Origin of the sequence: Sorangium sp. So ce1153 (genome assembly GCF_051521595.1) — a bacterium.
Classification (GTDB): Bacteria; Myxococcota_A; Polyangia; order Polyangiales; family Polyangiaceae; genus Sorangium.
Genome location: NZ_CP150361.1, coordinates 10,398,896 through 10,421,785, shown reverse-complemented (window position 1 = coordinate 10,421,785; position 22,890 = coordinate 10,398,896). Strand labels below are relative to the sequence as shown.

General features: G+C 70.5%; 8 protein-coding genes and 1 pseudogene. 4 read left to right on the top strand and 5 right to left on the bottom strand.

Translation table 11 applies throughout. The features are described 5' to 3' along the window. Positions 1-381: 381 nt before the first annotated feature. Positions 382-10,530, top strand: a complete 10,149-nt coding sequence (locus WME85_RS37635) for a neuraminidase-like domain-containing protein (RefSeq protein WP_437827895.1) — start codon at positions 382-384, stop codon at positions 10,528-10,530. Between the two features lie 472 nt (positions 10,531-11,002). Further along, positions 11,003-12,328: pseudogene (locus tag WME85_RS37630) on the top strand (tyrosine-type recombinase/integrase); the annotation flags it as partial. Positions 12,329-12,861: 533 nt separating this feature from the next. Here the strand turns inward: WME85_RS37630 and WME85_RS37625 are convergent. The 4 genes from WME85_RS37625 to uppS all read right to left on the bottom strand — a co-directional run bounded on the left by WME85_RS37625 (position 12,862) and on the right by uppS (position 17,657). After that, positions 12,862-13,734 carry a hypothetical protein gene (locus WME85_RS37625; RefSeq protein WP_437827894.1) on the bottom strand — a complete coding sequence of 291 codons (873 nt, stop codon included), beginning with the start codon at positions 13,732-13,734 and terminating at the stop codon, positions 12,862-12,864. A 583-nt stretch (positions 13,735-14,317) separates the two neighbouring features. Beyond that, positions 14,318-15,643, bottom strand: coding sequence for a Glu/Leu/Phe/Val family dehydrogenase (locus WME85_RS37620; RefSeq protein WP_437827893.1), 1,326 nt, complete (start codon positions 15,641-15,643; stop codon positions 14,318-14,320). A 274-nt stretch (positions 15,644-15,917) separates the two neighbouring features. Continuing rightward, positions 15,918-16,739, bottom strand: coding sequence for a phosphatidate cytidylyltransferase (locus WME85_RS37615; RefSeq protein ID WP_437827892.1), 822 nt, complete (start codon positions 16,737-16,739; stop codon positions 15,918-15,920). A 3-nt stretch (positions 16,740-16,742) separates the two neighbouring features. Further along, the gene (uppS, locus tag WME85_RS37610; RefSeq protein ID WP_437827891.1) at positions 16,743-17,657 is read right to left on the bottom strand and encodes a polyprenyl diphosphate synthase; all 915 of its coding nucleotides are present in this window, start codon (positions 17,655-17,657) and stop codon (positions 16,743-16,745) included. 58 nt (positions 17,658-17,715) lie between these two features. Between uppS and WME85_RS37605 the strand changes: the two genes are divergently transcribed. Together WME85_RS37605 and WME85_RS37600 are read left to right on the top strand one after the other, a co-directional pair. Then, a complete protein-coding gene (locus tag WME85_RS37605) occupies positions 17,716-19,101 on the top strand; it encodes a 3-keto-5-aminohexanoate cleavage protein (protein WP_437827890.1) in 1,386 nt (461 codons plus the stop codon). Further along, positions 19,098-21,908, top strand: coding sequence for a hypothetical protein (locus tag WME85_RS37600; protein WP_437827889.1), 2,811 nt, complete (start codon positions 19,098-19,100; stop codon positions 21,906-21,908). The genes WME85_RS37605 and WME85_RS37600 overlap by 4 nt, the downstream gene beginning before the upstream one ends. Positions 21,909-21,948: 40 nt before the next feature. On the opposite strand, the gene WME85_RS37595 is transcribed toward WME85_RS37600, so the two are convergent. Continuing rightward, entirely contained in the window at positions 21,949-22,875 is a 927-nt protein-coding gene (locus WME85_RS37595; RefSeq protein ID WP_437827888.1) for a sigma-70 family RNA polymerase sigma factor, read from the bottom strand. Positions 22,876-22,890 lie beyond the last annotated feature (15 nt).

Below are 22,890 nucleotides of genomic sequence, written 5' to 3'. Positions count from 1 at the left end.
GCAACGATGCTGCTCTCGGTCGTTGTGGCGCTCGTTATTGCTGCTTACCATAGACTGGAACGCAGCCGCACACATTCTTGGGATCATCCTCCTCGCAGTTCAATCCTGACGGAGCATGCAGCGCGCCGACGAATAGCATTATAACAATGACGTAATCAATTTTTGCGTGCCTGTGAATACGGCGGCCCTGCGGCGGATTATGCGATCACAAGTGAGTACCTCTCCCGTGTACGGTGCTCGTGGTACACGGATTCATACTGATCTATTTTACGCGTTCACGATGTGCATTCTCGCTCACATCGACTAAGATTATTGATTTACATGCCATATATGCGGAGACGACGGACGCATAGCACGTTGTGCCTGGAAGGAGACTGAGTCATGCCGAGCTTGATCATCCTGCGGCTCCATCCCGTGGAGCCAATCGACGGAGCGACGTTCCGGGATTTCCTGGCCGCTCTCACCATCAAGGCGTTCGATCTCTCGTTCGGCGACAGCGTCACGGGCGTCCACATCGGCACGGCCAGCGGCCTGGCCGATCCTCACCTGCCAAGCACGACCGACAACAGCGTCGACGTAAACAACACTTCGATCCTGCAGCACTACGTAGATTTCGTGCCACCCGGGCCGCCGGTGCCGGTCCGCATCCTCGAGGCCGCAGCGACAGCAGTTATCGTCGTGAACGCTCCGGCCGGTCATCCGGAGTATCCTTCGGGCACGTCGTTCGACATCCGGCTCGAGATCACGCGGGGAGGCATGGGCCTCGTTAATCAGGCCTTCCACTACAACGTCACTATTACGGACGTCGTCGCGCTGTCCAGCGACCAAACGAGCTACTTCGGCATGGCAGTGAGCGCGTTCATCGCGCTCCCTTCCTCGACCGTGGGTCTCGACCCGTCGCTCGCCTACGTCGATCTGCCGGCCGACGGACGTCCGCCGAGGTTCGATGATCTGGTGAAGGCCATCGACCTCGTCCTTGCCAAAGATCCGGGCGGCGCGGGCGCCACGCTCGTCGAAGCTCCTGTCCTTACCCCGGCGCAGAGTCGCCAGGTCGCCGCCGAGATCGTGTGGAATCGGGCGCTGTACCCTCCGCCGGAGCCACCCCGTTCCATCGGGGCGCTGTACACGATGCCCCCCATCGATCCGAGCGCCGACAAGGACAAGCTCGAGCGCGAGCGGAAGCAGTTCGAGGCGGAGCTCGCCGGCTACCAGACCACACATGACGTGGAAGCGCTGAGGCTGGCCGGCTTCGTGTATGCCGCATCTGCGGCGATCGCCTGTGAGATCATGAGCAAGCAGGCTAGCCGGGCGGGACTCGACGTCCCGATCATCACGGGGGCCTCGACCGGGGCCGAGCGCGCCGGCGCGCGGGTCATCCTGACCCAAGCCGGGGCGTTGAATCCATCGTTTGTGGTGCCGGCCGCCTATTTCTACGCGCTCGGCGCGATGATGCCCATGGCGGTGGCGCCGGAGCAGCGCTACGAGATGGCGCGCCTGCAGCGCGAGGCGCGCGTCGCCGGCGAGATCCAGGCCAGCGTCGACGCGGGCGTCATCGCCATGCCGGCCGCGCCGCTCACGGTCATGCCGGCGACGCCGGGCATCCAGGTCGCCCAGGCCGCGCGGCGGCTGCGCGCGCTGGGCGCGTCGCAGGGGTCCGCCGCGGAGATCACCGTCGCAGCGCCGGTCACCACCCTCGTGACCGACTGGCTCGCTTACGCCGGCTCGACCTCAGTGATCGAGGCGAGCTTCTGGGTGCCGGAGGCGGCCGCCCAGCCCGCGGCCTACCTGGATCTCCTGCTCCGGGTGATCACCGACAACCACCTCGTGCTGATGGCCGCCATCAAGGCGCCTCCGCATAACGTGGCCAGCGTCTCGGACCTCGTCGCGCTCACCGATGAGCAATGGAGAAGGTTGTTCCTGGGCCCGCCTGTCCAGGCCGCTCTCTTGCCGCCCTTCACCGAGCCGGGGACCCCGAAGGAACGCGCCGAGGCGTTCATCCGTCACTTGCGGAAGTTCTTCTCGGTACCGGCGGCCCCAGTCCCCTCGACCGGCGCCGACCCGACGTCCCCGCCAACCCTGGACATGTCCCCTGGCGATGTCCTGGCGGCGTTCGCGGACGCTTACCTCGCTCATGTCGGTGCGCAGTTCACGTTCGGAGGCGCCCTGGACGGCGCGGTCGACCAGGCCATCGTCGACGTCTTCCCCGCCGATCCGGAGGCGCGGGCCTGGCTCTCCCAGGTCCTTCACACGATCAACGATCTCTTCCAGATGACTTCGGGGATCGGCGCTCAAGAGCTGCAGTTCTCCCTGATAGAGGCGCTCTTCGCGCGTGGGATCACCGGCCCGCAGGACCTCGTGGGGCTGTCGCCGGAGGACTTCCAGGACGCGTTGGCCGGCACCGTCGGCTACGCGCAAGCTGCTGCGATCTACGCGAAGTCCGGGGCGACGCCTCCACCAGCAGCGCCCGGCCCCGGGACATTCCAGCCTGTTAATCCAGGCGGATCGCTCGTCGATTGCATCCCTCCGGAGCATCTCTCACCGCTCGGTCCGGTCGCGTACCTGGCCGAGATGTTGTGCGTGACGGCGGCGTCGACATGCGAGGCCCCGTTCCCGCAGCCGGGCGACGAACGCGCACCGGGCCTGGCTGCCCTCCTCGAAAGCCGGCGCGGCTCGCTCGGGAGCCTGCGCGCCACGCGCGCCAACCTCGTCACGCCGCTGCCGAGGATCGACCTCGTGAACGAGAGCCTGGAGGCGCTGGCGGACGGACTTCCGGGAGCAGCCTCGGGCGCGGTCTACGACACGGCAGCCGATGTCCTCGCGGGGCACAGGCTCCGCGGCCCTGGCCAGGTTCCTCCGGGCGTGCAGGAAGAGCCGTTCCTCCACGATCCGCAGACGCTGTTTGCTGCTCTCCCAGAGCACTCCTCCCCCGCGGTGCCCGTCGAGCGCCCGGGGGCCTACGCGAAGCTCGAAGCCGACTTCACCGCCCCGCTCCTTCCCTACCCGCAGGCGCTCGACATCAACCGATCGTACCTGCGCGCGCTGGGGTCGAGCCGCTTCGTTGCCATGCGGACCTTCCGCGAACAGATCACGGAGTTCGTGCTCGATCCGGCGAACGAGCCCGCCGGCTTCCAGCGCCACCTCTGGCGTTACCCGGTGCGTTTCCCCATCGCCCTCGAGTTCCTCCAGATCTCGCTCAAGGAGTACGAGCTGCTCTATAGCCAGGACATCGCCACCACGCCCGCTCCCGGCAAGCTGCTCCTGCGGGAGCTCTATGGCTTCCCGGACGATCTGGTCAACGGTGTTCCGTGGACGAAGATCGTCACCCTCGTGCCCGAGTTCTTGCGGCGCACGGGATTGACCTACTGCCAGCTCCTCGATCTCTGGCGATCCGGGTTCGTCTCCTTCGTTCGCAAGGGCCCGTCACGGGAGTTCCCGGAGTGCTTGCCTTGCTGCCCGGACAACCTCGAGATCGACTTCATCGCATCGCTCGATCCGCTGGTCGCCTTGCGCAAGCTCGCGGTCTTCATCCGGCTGTGGCGCAGGTTGCAAGAGATCGAAGGATCCAAGCTCTCGTTCGCACAACTCCGGGACATCGCCGAGGTGCTCGGGCTCTTCAAGCGCGACGCGATCCAACCGGGCTTCCTGCGCGAGCTCGCGGCGCTGCTCATGCTGCGCGACTTCCTGGGCTTGCCGCTGTCGGAGAAGGCGGAGGCGCCGGCGCCGGGCGCGACGGGCGCGGACCGGACGCACCTCCTCGCGCTGTGGAGAGGCCCCGCCCACGCGAAATGGAATTGGGCCATCGCGCTGCTGCTCGAGCGGATAGACGCCCGCGCCGAGGCCCAGAATCGCAGCTTGCGTCGCGCTCCCGAGCTGACGAAGCTCATCGCAGACAACCTCGCCCCGCTCTCGCGCCTCGCCGGGTTCAATCCGTCGCTGGCCACCGATGCCTGGAACGCGCGCCCGTCCAGCACGCTGCGCTTCGTGGAGGTGCTGACGAAGATCTATGCTTCGGGGTTCACGGCGGGGCAGGTCCTGTTCCTGTTCACGCCGGAGGTCCACCTCGCGGGGGATGATCCTTTCCGGATGGCGGACGCCAACGAGGCGCGCGAGGATCCGCTCGACCTGCCCGAGGACGACGAGCTCCACCATCTCTGGGAGCTTCGTCGGAAGCTGCTGGAGGTGCCGAGGAGCGACGAGGCGGCCGAGGAGTGGACCTGGGCGCGGATCGTCCAGGTCTACCGGGAAGAGCTGGGGTTCGCCGCGACGCCCAGCCTTCCGGATCCTCTCATCGCGCTCGGCGAGCATTTCTTTCCCTCCGCGCTCGAGCGCGCCGGCCATCCCGTATCGCTGAAGGCGCGCCAGTACCGCCTGCCGCTCGCCGCGGCCGCCACATCCCCCCTCATGTGGAATACGCCGCCGGGTGGCCCGTTCCAGTACGACCCCGCGACAGAGGAGCTCTGGGCGCAAGTACCGCTGCGGGACGACGCCGTGGCGAAGGCGCTCCAGGAGATGAGGGCCCTCACCCCCGTCGAGCAGGCGGCAGTCCAGAGCCTGTACTTCGCGCCGCGCGCAGATCTCGCGCGGCTCGCGCTCGTCTTTGGCAACTTCAGCGAGGCCGTCGACCGGCTGACCCACGAGCCCGACGAGGCCGCGCGCTGGTCCTACTTCCGCCAGGAGTTCGCGCGCTTTTACCGGCGCTGCCGCCTCGTCGCGCAGCACCTCGCGGCGCACGTCGCCGCCGAGACGGGTCGTGAGCACGCGGAGGGCGATGCCGTCGCGAGGAAGATCCTCCGGCACCTGCTCGCCGACGAGAACCTCGGAAAGGCCTCGTGGGAGCACGACGCCGGAGCGCCGCCGGGCGTCACGTGGGGACCGCTGCCCCACGGCGGCGCGTTCGCGGCGCTGCTCGGCGTGGTGGGGACAGGTCTCTTGGCCGAGTTCCGCGTCAAGGACACCACCGTCTGGCGGGACGTGGGCGGCTCGCTCAGCGCGTTCGGCGCCCTGCGCAACCAGTGGAACGCGCCGGTTCCCGTCATCGTGCCTTCTCTGGGCCTCGCGCTGACACCGGAGCAGCTCCGGTTCGTCGTCGTGCGCAATGGGTTCGCGCTGCGCGACGTCAACGGCGAACCGCTGGGCGGCGCGGAGCCCTTCGCGGTGCGGTGGAGCGGCGTGTTGATGGTCGAGAAGCCGGGCCAGTACCGGTTCCACGCGGGGGCGCCCAACCCCGACGGAGAGGAGCCGGACTTCCACGCAGCCAAAGGACTGAGGTGGCGGCTTACCCTGAAACGGGGGCAGAAAAAGTGGATCCTGCTCAACCGCCGCTGGCAAGGGGAAGACGCCCCGGACGCCTGCTCGGGCGCGCTGTCGCTGCGGCGCGGGGCCTACGAGATCGTGGTGGAGCTCGAGCAAGAGGATCCGACGTTCGCCACGGCCGAGGAGATCTGCCCGCAGCGCGCGGGGTTCGAGGTCAAGTACTCCGGACCCGACAGCGACGATCGCCTCGTGGTGATCCCCCACGAGAGGCTCTTCCGCGACCTGAAGACCGGCACGCTGAGCGCGGGCCTGCGCCTGTCCGGCGCCGCCGCGGCGTACCTCGACGCTCTCTACACCAGCACGCTCCGCGACGTCCGCCGCACGTACCAGCGCGCCTTCAAGGCGGTCCTCTTCGCGCACCAGTTTGCCCTGTCCGCGCGGCCCGTCCCTGGAGGACACCTGTCCGAGCTTGGCTACATCCTCGATCATGGCGGCGTATTCCTCGGGACCTCGCACCCGAGGACAGGCCCTGCGACGTTCGGTGTTCACCGCGCCTACCTCGATTTCAACCTGCTCCCGGTGACCGATCCGTACCACCCGCCTCCTTCGGCGGAGGATCAGCGCCAGGCGCCCAGCGCGAAGCGACAGAGCGCTCTCTACGACTGGTGGGAACGCGTCCACGACTACACCGTAATGCGGAGAGAGACGCGCGCGGCGCGCGAGCGTCCCGCGTGGCTCCTCTTCTACGAGGCATCCGAGCGGCAGCCGGACGATCCGCCGCAGCTCGTGCGCCACCTGGGCGTGGACATCCGCCACGCGCCGCTCGTGCTCAGCTACCACGCGACGCCCACGAGCCACACGATCCAGACGCCCGAGCTCGAGGACGAGCGTTGGGCCCTGCGCGTCTGGCAGGCCGAGAAGTGGGTGAGAACCCTGAAGAAGCACTTCTTCCCGAGGTGGATCGGGTCGGCGCGTCCGGCGCTCTGGGCGTCCGACGATCTCGCCGCCGTCGGTGGAGCACCGCCGGAGTCGGGGAACTCGAACCTGACACTGTTCGTCAGGAATGGCAGCTTCGAGAACGGGGATCCGCGCCGCTATGACGATGTCTCGGTACTCAACAACGGGCTGCGAGAACGAGCGCGAGCTGCGCTGCTCTCTTACCTGTGCGGCATGAGCCGCGTCGCGCTCCCGTGGGGAGGCCACGCGACGGCACCGCGCGATCTCAGCGACCTCCTGCTCCAGGACGTCGAGGTCGGGGTATGCCAGCGAGCGAGCCGGATCGAAGAGGCGATCAGCGCCGTCCAGAAGCTCGTCCAGCGGGCGCGCCTAGGGCTGGAGCCGGCGCTCGTGATCTCATCGGCTTTCGCGCTCCTCTGGGATCGCCACTTCGCCTCGTTCCGTACCTGGGAGACATGCGCGCGCCGGTCCGTGTACCGCGAGAGCTGGATCGTCTGGGACGAGATCGAGAAGGCCAGGCGCACGGAGGCGTTCCGTTTCCTTCAGAACGAGCTGCGACGCGCGACCCTCACCGTGCCAGCCCCCGGAGGCCTCGCGTACTGGCCAGGCGGCAGGCCGCCTGCCTACCCCGGGCTTACGCTGCTGCAGACCCGCGAGCCCGCCGGTATCCAGATCCTGACCCCTGGACCGGGGCCAGAGGGTCTCGATCTGCTGGGCACCCCGGAGCGGCATGCACGGCCGGCGTGGCTCGCCCCGCTGTTCCGCATGCGCCGCGCGCCGACCCCCGACGAGCCCGGCGAGGGTGAGCGCCCTCGGGATAAGCGCCATGACGGCGACCGCCAGCCTCCGATCCGCGTCGTCTCGGCGGAGCTCGCACCGCAGGAGGGCGGGAGCCTCGTCCACGCCACCGCCGCCCCGTTGCCTGTGCCGCTCGAGCGGCTTCCGCTCTGGATCCAGGCAGCCGTCCGCCTCGGGACGCGCTTCGTTCGGGTAGCGGCGGCCGGTACTCCGCCCGCGTCCACCGGCTTCTCGCCTCGGCGCCCCGACAGCAAGGGTGGTTGCTGCGCTGACTGCGGGCGTGTGCACCCGCCGGTCGTCGACGAATACTATTTCTGGCTGCAAGATGCGCGGCATTTCTCGCCTGACGACGAGATCCAGAACGCGGATCAGGGCGTCACTTCTGCCGGCGTGCTCTCCGACTGGCACAACCCGGAGAAGCTTCCGGAGCTCTTGCACTGGGACTCCCGCCCGATGGTGCTGCTTGTCTGGTGCCGGCTCCACAACGGCGAGCTGAAGCAGCCTCGCCGCTCGCACGCGGGCGTACGGATCGATCCGGCGCTCCTCGCCTCGGGCGGGAACTCGCAGCTCGCATTCATGGGCCGGACGGGAGATTCCCTCCGGTTCGAGGTGCCCGGGGCCGTCGCGCCGCCCGGCCACCACGATCCGACGCCCCCTGGCTTCCGCTACGATCTCGCCACGGACTCGGCGGTGGTGCTGCCTCTGGTCGCCGCTCCGCCAGCGCCGCCGAATGGTCCCTTCCCGGGAGGGCTGAAGGTCTACCCCTACTTCGCGTACTTCGCGCCGGGCGCTCCGCTGCTGCCGCTGACCATGTTCGCCGAGGCCGTGGCGGTGGCCGGCACCTTGCGCGCCCACTGCCGCTTTGAGGCTGCGTTGAAATGGTACGGCCTCGTCCTCGATCCGCTCCAGCGCGATATGAGGTGGGCGCAGTGCCCGCCGAACCGCCAGCGGCCGCCCGAGCGCGAGCCCCTGCACGAACTGCTCGATGAGGTCCCCACCTCCGGGATTGAGGGTGTCGAGGTCCCGGGTCGCTGCGAGCACGACGTCCCGTGCTGCCCGAGCACGCCGGTCTCTGACGCCCTCGCGCGCAGCCGCGCAGTCACCCTCGACTACCTCGAGACGTTGCTTCAATGGGGCGACGCGCTCATGTGCCGCAACACGCCGGAGGCATTCCAGCAGGCCACGGTCATCTACGACACGCTCCGCAGGGCCCTGGGGCAGCGCCCGTTGACGATCGCCGCCAGGGACGACGAGGCCCCGATGACGCTGGCGCAATTCCATCCGCGACCTGCGCCGCTGAGCCCGCGTCTCCTGTCGCTCTACGATCGCGCCGCAGATCGCCTCGCGCACGTTCACCACTGCCAGAACGGCCGGCGTCTGCGGAGCGGGCGGCCAAGCATCGACATGCCCTATTTCGGAAACAGCGGCCTCCGCGATGGCTGGCAGACGGAGGGGAGCGCCTGCGAGGATGAGAGCGATTGGTGCCTCTCCTGCTGCAGCGCCTATCGCTTCAGCTTCCTCGTCCAGAAGGCGATCGAGCTGGCAAACGAGGTGCGCGGGCTCGGCGCGGCCCTGCTCTCCGCGTACGAGAAGGGAGACGCCGAGTACCTGATGTCCCTCCGCGCGACGCACGAACGTCAGCTCCTCCAGCTCGCTCTCGGCGTGCGACAGGATCAGTGGCGCGAGGCCGACTGGCAGGTGCAGGCCCTCCAGAAGACGAAGGAGGGCGCCCAGGCGCGGTACCGTTACTACAGGACCTTGATCGCGAACGGGTTGAACGCTGGCGAGATCGGCTACGAGATGCTCATCGGGGTCTCGATCGCCTCCCGTATCGCGGGGAACGTCGTCGAGGCGATCGCGCAGGGGATGGGCATCGCGCCGGACATGTGGATCGGCATCGCCGGCATCATGGGGTCGCCGCTGCAGTTCAACCAGCTCCCCATCGGCAGCAAGCTCGCAGGGGCGTTCGCCACGGCCGCCAGGATCCTGAACGCCGTCGCCGACAACGCGTCCACCGGTGCGTCGCTCAGCCTGACGGAGGGAGGCTGGGAGCGACGCGAGGAGGAGTGGCACCACCAGGTGGAGGTGATCGGCATCGAGATCGAGCAGATCGAGCGGCAAATCCTCGCAGCCGAGCGCCGCAGGGACGCCGCCCTGCGCGAGCTCGACAACCATCAGAGACAGATAGAGAATGCAGAGGAGGTGCAGAGCTTTCTCCGCGACAAGTTCACGAGCCACGAGCTCTATATCTTCTTGCAACAGGAGACCGCTGCGCTTCTCCGCCAGTCGTACGAGCTGGCGCTGCACAAGGCGCGACAGGCGCAGCAAGCCTTCAACCACGAGCGGGGCAACACGGCGCGCATCTTCCTACCGAGTGACGCATGGGACAACCTGCAAGAGGCGCTGCTGGCCGGCGACAAGCTGCTGGCCGCGGTGCGCCAGATGGAGAAGGCGTATCTTGATGCCAATTGCCGCGAGTACGAGCTGACGAAGCACATCTCGTTGCGGCAGCACTTCCCCGCGTCGTTCCTCCTCCTCCAGATGACCGGGTACTGCGAGATCGACATTCCGGAGTGGATGTTCGACCTGGACTACCCGGGACACTATATGCGTCGCATCAAGAACGTGAACGTCACGGTTCCATGCGTCACAGGACCTTATACGGGCGTGCACTGCCGGCTCACGCTGCTGAGCAGCGTGACCCGCGTGGACCCGCGGCTCACCGATCCGCCGGCGCGCTGCTGCGACGACCCGGGTTGCTCCGACGGGTACCACGCGCTCCCGGACGACCCGAGGGTCCGAAAGGCGTACGCGGCGACCGAGGCGATCGCTACGTCGAGCGGCCGGAACGACTCCGGGCTTTTCGAGCTTAACTTCAGGGACGAGCGGTACCTGCCGTTCGAACTCGCCGGCGCGGTGAGCCGCTTCCGCGTCGAACTGCCGCCGGAGAACAACCAGTGGTCGCTCGACACGCTCGGCGACTTCGTGCTGCACCTCAATTACACCGCGCGTGAGGGCGGCGAGGTGCTGCGGCACGCGGCCAACAGGTACGCGCAGCGACACCTCCCCGGCGCCGGCGTCCGGCTCATCGACATCCGGCACGAGCTTCCCGATGCGTGGCACGCGTTCCAGGAGGCCAGCGGTCGGGAGCCCTTACGACGGGCGCTCTCTCTGCGCCTGACCCGCGCGATGTTCCCGTTCCTCTCTGGCCGGCACAACGTTCGGGTTCGTGGGTTCCAGCTTCTGTTCGAGGGGCCGGGGGCGAAGCCCAGCGCCAGCCACGTGGTCGAGTTCCTGGTGGGTCGACACGGCCACTCGCACGGGGCGGGATGCGACTGCGAGCGCCGGTTCGTCACGTGCGTCGCGAGCTCCGAATGGCCGGAATTGTACCATGGATCTCTCCAGATCGAGTCGTGGTCATTAAACGGTGACCGTGCTCAGGAGCTCGGTGTGCTCCAATTCCCATCGGCGGCGGGGGCGATCGGACGAGTTTTCTTGCTCATTGATTATCAGGTCGCCTGACGCAAGCGAGCGCGTTGGCACGCGTGAATCTGGTGAACAAGCACATCGATGTCAGACCACCGCGATCGCCAGTCTCGGGGAGTGCTCGCGCGGGTCAACGGGTGCGGTGCCCAGGTCAGACAGATCACGCTCCGGCAGCTCGAGGGTAAGCTCTTCGAGCCCACTCCCTCGTCGCCGGTCATGGGTGGCGGTTGGAGGCCGAATGGTCCGCATGGGCCTGGGCCCCGCCGGCTAACCGGAGCCCGGTGCACCCATCAAGAGCACGTTGTGCGTCTCCGCGATGGTGATGTTTGCGGCCGTGCTGCCCTCCGCCGGCCTCGAAGCTGTCCCAGGTCCGCGCACCGGGCGGGCGAGCGTTCATCCCGCAGGCGCAAGCCGTGCTAGGCTGCCGCCGAAGTAGAGCGGGCCCGCTCGGCGCTACCAACGCCGGACGGGCCCTTGATCGACCCCCGCCTTCACCGGAGACCGACCCATGACCGACGTACCCCAGCGACGGGCGCGCGCCAAGCGCTCAGCTTCGACCCCCACCTCATCCCTCCCTGCACCGGCATCGACCGACCGGCGTTTGCGCTCGAGCCGTTCTGGCGGACGCCCCACTCCGGCGGAGACAGCAGCACCCGTGGCCGACTCGCCGGGCTCGGCGAGCACAACGGAGCGCCCGAAGCTGGCCGCCCGCGGCCCCGGCATGCCAGCAGGAGAAAAGCGCGCCAATGGATCCGGCTCCGTCCGGCTGCGCAGGAAGACGTGGACCGCGCGTCTCAGCCTTGGCGAGGCCGGTCGACGCACCTTCAGCCTGCCGACGTGCCGGACCGAGCACGAAGCCAACGGGCGCCTGAAGGTGCTGGCCGACCTCGCCGGCCGCCTGCTCACAGCCGGCCAGATCGTGCTCGGCCTGCCATTGCTGGAGCAGGCTGCCGCGCGCGAGGGGAACGCGCTCCGTGATGTCCGGCTCGCGATCGACCAGTTGTGCCGGGGCGAAGCGCGGGCCCGCGCAACCGGGGAAACGACCTTCGCCGACTTCGCGGAGCGGGTTCTATCCGGGAAGCTCGCCGAGCAGTATCCGGATCATGTAAAGGCGATTCGAAGTACCGATGATTATAGAAGGAGGCTCGCTCACGTACTTGACGTGCTCGGTCCCGTCCCTCTCGTGCGTTTCACGCTCGATCACGCCGATCACGCGATGTCGTTGCTTCCAGGGCACTTGCAGCCCGGAACGCGTCAAAAGATCGCTCAGATCATCCATCGCATATTGGCACTCGCGACCTATCCGGCGCGCATTATCGCTAGCAATCCCTTGCCGCGGGGGTGGATCCCGAAAAACGATGATGAGAAGGCGAAGGGGTACCTCTACCCCGACGAGGACCATCGCCTGATGAGGTGCAAGGCCATCCCCCTGTGCTTCCGGATCTACTACGGCTTCCTCGACCGGGAAGGCATGCGCGCTGATGAGGCCGGCAAACTCCAATGGTCGGATCTGGATCTCGACCGCGGGGCTGTAGTTCTCGACGAGAACAAGACGGACGATCCCCGGGCCTGGGCACTCTCGCCCGACGTGGTGCGCGCGCTCCGCAAGTGGCGCGAGATCTGCCCGGACAAGGTACGCGTCTTCGTCGGCAAGTGGGGCAACGCCTTGCCAGGGCACAACGGGGCGAAGAACTTCAGAGATCACCTCCGCCGCGCCGGAGTCGATCGGCCAGAGCTGTTCGAGACCACGGATGCGAGGCTGAACATCCGCCTGCATGACACCCGTGCGACCTTCATTACGGTCAAGCTCGCGAACGGCCGCACGGAGACGTGGATCTCTGATCGCACCGGGCATAGTTCGAGCGACCAGATCCACAACTACAAGCGCGCCGCGCGGAAGGTCGCGGAGCTCGCTCTGGGCGACTTCGCTCCCCTTGACGAGGCGATTCCTGAGCTGAGCGGCAACGGCGGCTCGGCCGGAGGAAGCGGTCGCGCGTCCTCGGACTCCGGGGAGCCGGATGCGGGCTCGACGAGCGACGCGGGCTCCCTCGCCTCCGCGCCGTCCGACGGGGAGCTGGCCCTGGGCGACGAGGCCGCGCTCCCCGAGGTGGACACTGTGGTGGCCGAGGGGCGCCGGTTGGGCCCGCGTTGGGCCACACCGGAAGAGGGCCCGCTCGACGATGGGCGTGACCCCGCTGAAATCGTTCTACTTTCCGCCGCTCCCTCGCCACAACCAGGGAAGAAGCCCAAGTTCGTCCCTGGTTCCTCTCCTTCCTCAATCACGGAACCAGGGGCTGGGCGACGCGGTCCTGACCAGCGCGCCCGCGCCCGGCCCTGGGTCAGCCGGGCCGGGCCGCTCCCGCCCGCTCAGCCAACCAGCAGCGGCGCCGCCGGCACCTCGGGCGCAGCGGCGCCCTTCGCCTTGGCGCGCCGGGCGGCGGCGCGCTTGCGCCGCTCGTACGCGCTCGTCGCCTCGCGGGCGATCTCCGGGTGGTTGCGGAACACGAACCGCGCCGCGGCCCTGACGGCGTTCATCCGGTCGAGCAGCATGCCTGCCAGTCGGTTGCGGAGGTCGATCGCCGAGCGCGCGGGGCCGGCCAGGGCCGCGACGGACGCGGGCTTGTCGCGGAGGGCGGCCGCGATCGCATGCGCCTCGTCGATGTGCCCGGACTCGAACCCGCCGAGCCCGTGGAGCTCGTCGCGGTGGGGCTCCGCGAGGTGGGCGTAGTCGTCGAGCGCGCTCGCGAGCGCGTCGGCGCTCTGTGGATCGTCGGCGTGGGCGGCGTCCACGCGGGCGAGCTGCGCGTCCTTCTCGTCCTCGACGCCATCGTCGAAATACCACTCGAGGACGGCGGTGAGCTCGTTCAGCAGGAACCGGCCGCGCGCCGCGGGATCCTCGCCCTTCGGGTTGATGGTCAGGAGATAGCGCGTGTGGGCCTCCTGCGTCGCGCGCTGGAGCGACAGGATCTCGTCGCCGGTCTTCGCATGGATGCGGCCGACCGCGCCGGCGGGCACCTTCTTGCCCTTACCGGCCTTGCCGACCGCGGATTCGAGTCCGGGTCGCACGATCTTACCGCGCTCATCCGCTTCTGGCTTCCAGTACCTGTCAAAGAATCTGGCGACGTCGACCGCCTCTCCGAAGAGAACGTGCAGCGGCTGATTGATGACCGGCGATGCGCTATCTGCCACCTCGGCAGCGGCGCTGATCCACTGCTCCAGCTCCTTGCTCGGCTTCTTCATGTTCCTCCTGGGCCACCGCCTCGTTTTCTACGAGCCGGTGCCCGGAAAAGGGAGGTGAGCGTCTCACCCCCGAGTACGGTTGCGAACCGTATGCACGCACCTCCCGCCGGCAAGGGGCGAGCATTGCCGAGATGCTGCTCGGAGGAACACGCGTCGTGTCGCCCACAGGACGTGGGGAACACGGGCGCCCAGAACACCGATCACGTTGACCTAGCGAGAAATTAACCGCCAAGAACGCCAAGATAGGATTCTTTTCTTGGCGCTCTTGGCGTCTTGGCGGTTTAAATCTCTGCGCTTTTCAGGCAGCTTATACCCGTTTCTCGCTCTAGGTCCCGGAAGGGCGGCTACGTGTCCCGGAAGGGCGGCTACGTGTCCCGGAAGGGCTGCTACGTGTCCCGGAAGGGCGGCTGCGTGTCCCGGAAGGGCGGCTACGTGTCCCGGAAGAGCCGCCCCGTGTCGCGGAAAGGCGGTTCCCCGTCCCGGCAAGCCCGCCCCCGCCCCCCGCCCGCCCCCCTCCGCCCCGCCCCCTCAGCTCAGCCGCGCGCGCCCCGCGCCCCCCGCGCCGCGCCCCCCCGGCCCCGCCTCACGGGAAGATCTCCCTCTCCCCATACGCCGCCGCCAGCCGCTGCAGCGCCACCGCGTACGCCGCGAGCCGCAGCGTAGACTTCTTCTGCCGCGCCATCTCGGTCACGTCGCGGTAGGCCCGCTTCATCGCCTTCTCGAGCCGGGCGTCGACCTCCTCGAGCGTCCACGTCTCGGAGCGCTTGTTCTGCACCCACTCGTAGTAGCTCACCGTCACGCCGCCCGAGTTGGCGAGGACGTCCGGCAGGATGTCGACCCCGCGCTCCAGCAGGACCTTCTCGCCCTCCGGCGTGCACGGCCCGTTCGCGCCCTCGGCCACGAGCCGCACCTGGAGCGAGCTCGCCTCCTCGACGCCGATCTGGTTCTCCAGCGCCGCGGGGATGAAGATGTCCGCCTTGAGCCGGAAGAACTCCTCGCGGCTGATCGGCTTGCCCGCCGGATAGCCCGCGATCGAGCGGTGCTTCTTCACATAATCCTGCAGCTTGTGCGGGTTGAACCCCTCCGGATTGTACAGATACCCGGTGTGGTCGCCGACCGCGACGGTCGAGGCGCCGAGCTTCGACAGGAGCACCGCCGTGTGCGAACCGACGTTGCCGAACCCCTGCACGAGCAGCGTCGAGCCGCCGAGGTTCACGTCGTTGTCCTCGGCCCACTCGGTGATGCAGTGGACGACGCCCTGACCCGTCGCCTTCTCGCGCCCGTGCGTGCCGCCGGACGCCACCGGCTTGCCGGTGACCACGCCCTTCACCGCCTGCTTGAAGAGCTGGCCCACCGTGTTCATGTACGTGTCCATGGCCCACGCCATCGTCTTCGCGTCGGTGCCCACGTCGGGAGCCGGGATGTCCGTCTCCGGACCGATGTTCGATCCGAGCGCATGAAAGAACCGGCGCGTGATCCGCTGGAGCTCGGCGCGCGACACCTCGTTCGGGTTGAACTTGATGCCTCCCTTGCCGCCGCCGAGCGGCAGGTTCATGAGCGCGCACTTCCACGTCATCATCGCGGCCAGCGCCTTGAGATCGTCGAGCGACACCGTCTCGTGGTAACGAACACCCCCCTTGAACGGCCCGAGGAGGTTGTTGTGCTGGATCCGGTAGCCCTTGAAGAGACGGATGCTGCCGTCATCCATCCGCACCGGGAAATTGACGATGATCTCGTTCTTGGGCTGGCTCAGGATCGTCGTGATGTAACCCGGCAGCTCGATCAAGCGGGCAGCCTCGTCCAGGTAACCCTGGACGACTTTGAAGAACTCGTATTTGTGCTTGTGACTCGGAGCCGGAGGCGTGCTCACCGGCGGAGTCGTGGGCTTGGCACTGAATTGATCTTCCATGGCTCTGTAACTTTTTAGTCCGCTGCGCCCCTCCGTTCAATGTCAGGGCGCTCTCACGCGACGCGTTATCGCGTATCCGGAGGGGCGGGACATCGCGTCAGTCTGGGAATGCGCGATGCGGCGGCGCGTTAACGACAACGGCGGCAAGTCCGCATCGGGTGGGCGAGGCCCCGGTAAGGCCCCGGCGCGGGCACGCCGCGCGCGGTTCTCGTGTCGCTGGACGCACCTGTCTCGCGCCACGTCCGCGCCCGCAGCGCGAGGCGCGAGGCGTCGATCACGTCCTCGACCACAGGACATACAGATACGTGATCGTCCCGGTGACGAGCAGGGCGTCCACCCGGTCGAGGATGCCGCCGTGGCCGGGCACGATCCCGCCAGAGTCCTTGATCCCGAAGGAGCGCTTGAACAACGACTCGCCGAGGTCGCCCGCCTGGCCGAGGCCGCCCGCGACGATCGCGAGCGCGAGCGCGTCGACGAGCGGCAGCGACCGGAGGAACCAGAAGTGGGCGATCAGCGCGCCGATCACCGCGAAGGCCAGGCCGCCGACGGCGCCCGCGACGGTCTTCTTCGGGCTCACCGCCTCGTAGAGCTTGCGCCGGCCGAGGAAGCGGCCGGCGAAGTAGGCGCCCGTGTCGGAGAACCAGGAGAGCATCAGGGCCAGCACCACGAACGACGGGCCGTCGGCGCCGGCGTCGCGCCGGAGCAGCGCCAGCGCCCCGAGCCCGCCGCCCACGTAGAGCGGGCCGAAGGTCATCGCCAGCACGCGCAGGGCGGCGGTGCGCATCTCCCCGAGCCGCGTCAGCGTGACGAGCATCGCGGCGAACGGCAGCAGGAAGATCACCGCGAGGAGCGCGCCCGGCGAGCCCCCGAAGCGCCAGAGCACGCCGAGCACGGCGAGGGTGAGCGCGACGCCGGCGAACCGCGAGGCGCGGTCGTCCGGGTGGGTCATCGCGAAGAACTCGAGCGCGCCGACGGCGGAGGCGGCGGCGACGAGCGCCGCCCACCCCCAGGCCGGGCCGAGGTAGAGCAGCGAGAGGAGCACGGGCGCAGCCACGACCGCGGTGATGAACCGCATCGCGAGGTTGGAAGCAGCCAAGCGTCAAACCCCCGTCCGTGAGCCGTTGTGAGAGGCGAGCTCGCGCGCGCGCCACGGCCGAGCCCCGTCGAGCGCCCCGCGCACGAGGACCGGCTCGCCGCCGCCGTCACCGTCGCCGCCACCACCGCCACCGCCGGCAGCGCCGGCAGCGCCGGCAGCGCCGGCAGCGCCGGCAGCGCCGCTGCCGCTGCCCTCCGCCCTGTACGCGGGCTCGACGGCGCTGTCGCGCTGCTGGTAGGTCGCGATGGCCGCGAACAGGTCGTCCTCGGTGAAGTCCGGCCACAGCCGCTCGGTGAACGACAGCTCGGCGTACGCGGCCCCGTAGAGCAGGAAGTTCGAGAGCCGCTGCTCGCCGCCGGTGCGGATGATGAGATCCGGCTCGCCCACGCTCAGGCTCGGCAGCCGCGCGGCGAGCAGCGCGCCGTCGATCGACTCCGGGTCGAGCCGGCCGGCGACCGCCTCCATCGCGAGCTCGCGCGCCGCGGCGGCGATCTCCTCGCGCGCCCCGTAGGACAGCGCGAGCGCGAGCGTCATCCGCATGTTCGCGGAGGACGCCTTCCGCAGCGGGTCGAGCACCTCGCGCACGACCTCGGGGAGCCGGCTGATGTCGCCGATCGCCACCAGGCGGATGTCGTTCTCGAGGATCTCGCCGCGCTCGCTCATGAGGAACTCGCGGAGGAGCCCCATGAGCGCGTCGACCTCGTTCCGGGGCCGCGCCCAGTTCTGCTCGCTGAAGGCGTACAGCGTCAGCGCCTCGACGCCGAGCCTCCGGCAGACGCGCACGATCCGCCGCACGGCGGCGCTCCCGGCCTTGTGGCCGGCCTCGCGCGGCTCGCCGCGCAGCTCGGCCCAGCGGCCGTTGCCATCCATGATGATTCCGACGTGGCGCGGGAGATTTCTGGCTTCTACGAGGTTCATCGGCGGGGGGAGTTTCCCTTGTTGACTACCGACTGTCGACTGTTGAGTCTTCACGCCCATGAGCACTGGGGTTGGTCTCACGGTCACGCTGCGCGTCAGGATGGGCGCGCACGACGCACATTACGCGGGGGAGCTGTGTGACGGCGCGCGAATTCTCGCGCTCTTCGGCGACGTCGCCACCGAGCTCCTCATCCGTCTGGACGGCGACGAGGGGCTCTTCCGTGCGTACGAGGCGGTCGAGTTCCTCGCCCCGGTCCGAGCAGGCGACTTCATCGAGGCGACCGGGGTGGTCACGAAGGTCGGGGCCACGTCGCGCGCGATGGCCTTCGAGGCGCGCAAGGTCGTCGCCAGCGTCCGCGAAGCCGGGGTGGCGCCCTCGGCGGCGGACGCGCTGGCCGAGCCGGTCATCGTCTGCCGGGCGCTCGGGACGTGTGTCGTCCCGAAGGAGCTCCAGCGTCGGCCGCGCCTCGTCCTGCCGGCGCTGTCGGCGCCGCCCCCGGATCACGCGAAGCTCCCGGAGCCGCGGCCGATCATCACGCCGCCCCCCCGGATCATCGTCACGCCGCCGAACAGCGCCCTCATCTTGACGGCGGCCATCGTCGGCGCCGAGACGACCCGCGCGCAGACGCCGCACCTGCCCGTCACGGCGCGCGAGCTCGCCGACGAGGCGGCCCGCTGTCGCGACGCGGGCGCCGCCGTGGTCCACCTGCACGTCAGGAACCCGGACGGCTCGCCGAGCCAGTCGCGCGAGCTGTTCGCCGAGGCGATCGCGGCCATCCAGGAGAAGACGGACGTCATCGTCCAGACGTCGACCGGGGGCGCCGTCGGGATGAGCGTCGACGAGCGCGCCCAGCCGCTGCTCTGCAGCCCCGAGATGGCCACCTTGAACTGCGGCACGATCAACTTCGGCGACGGGATCTTCGACAACGCCCGGCCGCTCATCCGGGACATGGCGGCGCGCATCCGCGCGGCGGGGAGCGTCCCCGAGCTCGAGTGCTATGAGGTCGGCCATATCCATGAGGCGCTCAGCTTGCACGCCGACGGGCTCCTCGCGGAGCCGCTCCACTTCCAGTTCGTGCTGGGGGTGCCCGGCGGCATCGCGGCGCGAGAGGACGTGCTCCGGTTCATGATCACCCAGATCCCGCGAGGCGCCACCTGGGGGGTGGCCGCCGTCGGCCGCCACCAGCGCCCGATGACCGAGCTCGCCATGCAGCTCGGCGGGCACGCCCGGGTCGGGCTGGAGGACAACATCTACCTGGACAAGGGCGTGCTCGCGGAGGGGAGCGCGCCGCTCGTCGCGCGCGCGGCCGCCTTCGCGCGGAGCATCGGCCGCGAGGTGGTCGATCCGGACCGCGCGCGCCAGCTGCTCGGGGTCCGCTCGCGCGCCGCGGCGGCGGCCCAGGCCGGCGCCGCCGGGGGAGAGAGCGCGCTCGCGCAGGGATGATTGGAAGACCGCTCTCCACCTGGGCCGATCACCTCCGCGGCCGGCTCCCGATCGCGCTCGGCGTCGCCGTTGTCGGGGCCGCCGCGCGGCTCTCGATGCCGTCTCCGCCCGCGCGGACCGCGGACGCGATCGCCGGGATGCTCGGCGAGGCGATCGGCGGCTCGGTCAGCCCGGACGACTTCGTCTGGGAGGAGCGCGGCGGGTTCCTCTCCGACGCGCTGCTGGGCCGCCGCGTGCTGTTCCTGGGCGTCGCGGGCCCGCCGGACGTCGCGGGCCCGCCGGACGCGGAGCGCGCGCCCGGCGCAGAGCGCGCGCCGGACGCGGAGCGCGCGCCGGAGGCCGATCGCGCGCCCGGAAGGCGCGGCGCCGCCGACCTGTACCGCGCGCGCGTGCGGCTCACCCGCTCCGGCCGGCCCGTGAGCCTGAGCGGCGTCCGCAACCTGACCGAGACGCCCCTCGGCGACGACCGCAACCTCGTGGCCCGCGGCCGCCGGGTCGCGGTGACCACCTCCGCGTTCGGCGCCGTGCAGGGGATCACGCTGCTCGATCTCGGCGGCGGCGCCCGCCCGGGGGCGCCCCTCGGCGAGCGGCTCCGCGCGGCGGTCGACGGCTGGCTCGAGACGGGGAGCGCGGACGGCGCGTCGCGCACCGAGATCTCGTTCGATAGCCCGCCCGCGTCGGCGCGGCTCGACCTCGCCGACGAGGCCCTCGTGATGGCGCTCGGCCCCGAGGCGGCGCCGGCGGCGCTGAGCGCCGGCACCGGCGAGCTCGACACGGGCGGCAGCGATCCGTTCGGCGCCCGCGCGCACCGCGTCCCGCGCCGCGTGCCCTCGTTCGCGGAGCTCGCCGGGCTCTCCGCCGGTCGCCTGCTCGGCCCGGGGGCGGCCGCCGCGGTCGAGCGGCTCGCGCTCGCCGCCGACAGCGCGGCGGCGGGGCTGCGCGCCGGGCCGGACGCCGCGTACCTGACCCACGGGCCGGCGTCTCCGGAGCCCGCGCCGCCAGGGTGGCCCTCGCTCTGGCCGCCGCCGCCGGTCCAGCCGGCGGTCGACCCGCCGCTCCCGGGGGAGGGGGCCTGGGTGCTCGTGGCCCCTTCGCTCCCGCGCGTGCTCCCCGGGATCGAGGGCGACCCGCAGCGCCCGTCGAGCCCCTTCGCGGCGACGACGATCCGCCCCGATCCGCAGCGGCAAGAGGTGCGCGTCCACCTGCTCGCGATCGACACGCGGCACATCAAGTTCACCCTGCAGGCCGGCTTCGAGGCGCCCCGGCCGACCGCCGGCCCGCACGGCACGGGGACGCTCCCGGACGCGGCGGCGCTCCGCGGCGCCATCGGCCTCGGCGCCGGCCCGCGCGACCCTGTCGCGCTCCACGAGGAGGCGGAGGCGCTCGGCATGGTCGTCGGCGGCCGCCCGCTGGTGCCCCCGCGCGACGGCGCGGCGACGCTCGGGGTCGACGCCTCGGGCCGGCCCTACTTCGGCGCATGGCCCTCCGGCGCCGGGGTCGAGCGCGTGCCGTGGGCGCTCTGGCAGCGCCCGGCGGCCGCGAGCCCGGGCGAGCCCCGCGGCGAGGGGGCCAGGCGCTTCCCCTGGTCGCTCTGGCAAGGGCCGTCCCTCTTCGAGGCCGTGGGCGCCGCGGCCTCGCTCCCCGCCCTCGCCGGGGCTGGCGCGGAGCGCACCGCAGGCGACGCGACGCTCTCGCCCGCGGCGCGCGCCGCGGGCGACGCCACGCTGTCTCCCAGCGAGGGCGACGACCTCGTCGTCGAGCGCGCGGCGCTGTGCGCGACCGACCGCGGCTTCGTGGTCCACGCGTGGGGCAGCGCCCTCGACGCGGCCGCGCTCAGGGCGGCGCTCGCGCGCGCCGGGTGCGTCGCCGGCGTCTCGCTGGGCAGGGCGCCGGACCCGCTCGGGGTCGCCTTCCTGAGCGTGCAGCCGGACGGCCGCCTGACCGCGGAGCGGCTCTCGCCCGCGATGTCGCTCGCGCCGCCCGCGCAGGTCGCGTCCGCCTCCCCGGGGCCCTTCCTCTATTTCTCGTCGCGCTCGACGGACGGCCCGCCGCCGCCCGATCTGTCGCTCCCGGGCGAGCGCGGGGGCTGGACGGTCGACGGCGGCGCGCAGCCGCCCCCGGCGTGGAGCCCGGCCCTGTATGCCGTCGACACGGTGCACCTCGGCGCGCAGGTCCGCGTGCACGCCTTCGCGCCGGACCGGTTCGTGTTCCGCCTGCGCGCCGGGTCGCGCGAGATCTCGCCGCGCAACGCGCCGAAGCTCGCCGCCGAGGTGCCGGAGGACGAGCGGCAGCAGGTCCTGGCGGCGATCGGCGTCGGCACCGGCCGGCGGCGCGGCCCGCGCGGGCTCGCCGTGGGCGGCACGGTCGGCCTCCGCTTCCGGGGCGAGGGAGGCCTGCTGCTGGTCCGCCGCGGCCGCGTCGAGATCCGCCCGGCTGGCGGCGTCGAACTCGCGCCGGGCACGGACGCGACCGAGCTGCCGCTCACCGCCGACGACGGCAGGCTGCGGCCGGAGGCGCGCGAGATCGGCACCATGCGCCGGCGCGGCGCCGCGTGCGCGCTCGACGACGGGACGCTCCTCGTGGCCACGACGACGTTCGACAGCGACGAGGCCACGACCGAGGCGCTGCTCGATCTCGGCTGCGCCCGCGTCGTCGCGCTCGATCGCGGCGCGCACCGCAACGCGTTCGTGCACCGGGCCTCCGGCGACCCCGCCCTGCAGCAGGGGTACGAGGAGACGGCGCTCTTCGCGGTCGGGCTCGCGATGCCCGGCCGCGCGCGCCGGCTCACGGTGGACTCATCCCCCTGATCGCGGCGGCGGCCCGCGGTGGTCCCGGCCGGCGCCGCGGTCAGGCGTGGGACAGCATGCCGCGCAGCATCCCGAGCGCGCGCGTGTGCAGCTGCGACACGCGCGGCTCGCCGACCCCGAGCTCCGCGCCGATGTCCTTCAGCTTCGCCCCCTCGAAGTAGTACATGCCGATCACGCGCCGCTCCCGCTCGGGGAGCTGCGCGATGGCGAAGGCGAGGGCCCGCCGGGTCGCCTGCGCGGAGATCGCCTCGATCGGGTCGTCTCCGCCGGACATGTGCACCGACTCCTCGGTGGGCGTGACCTCGCTCAGGCTCACGAAGACGGTCGAGCCGCCGACCCCGCCCGCGGCCCCGGCCTCCACCGCCTCGCGCGCCCGCCGCGAGAGCCAGTCCTGCGCCCGGAGCTCATCGACGATCGCGCCGCGGATCCGGAGCTTCGCGTAGCCCGCGAACGTCTCGCCGTCGCACCCGCCGTTCTTGCGGAGCGAGTCGACCAGGCCGAGCATCCCCGCGCTGAGCAGGTCGTCGCGCTGCACGTTGGGCGGCAGGTGCCGCGATACCTGGCGCACCAGCTTGCGGACGAGCGGGAAGTACCCCTTCAGCACCTCCGGTCGGAGCGGCGCGCACGGCGCTTCGCGGTCACGCGGCCCGCTCGCGCAGGCCGCGCCGGTACAGCTTGGCGGGTCGCTCGCGCCGCGGTCCAGCTCCGCAGGCTCCCACGCTTCCTCGTAGGTGCAGGGCGACGTGCCCTCCGCGGATTCCCAGAAGTCGTGAGCGCAGCTTGACGTGAGCTCCGCGGACTCCCATGCACCGTGCGCGAGCGCCGCGCCCGACTCTCGCGCCGCGGCGACCGGCCCTGCGTCGTGGGCGTCGAGAGAGTCCAGGGAATCGAGAGCGTCGATACCCAGAGCGACCTGCGCGTCGATCAGCGCGCGATCACACGTGACGACCGGGCACGCTGTGCCCATGATGACCGGCTGGAC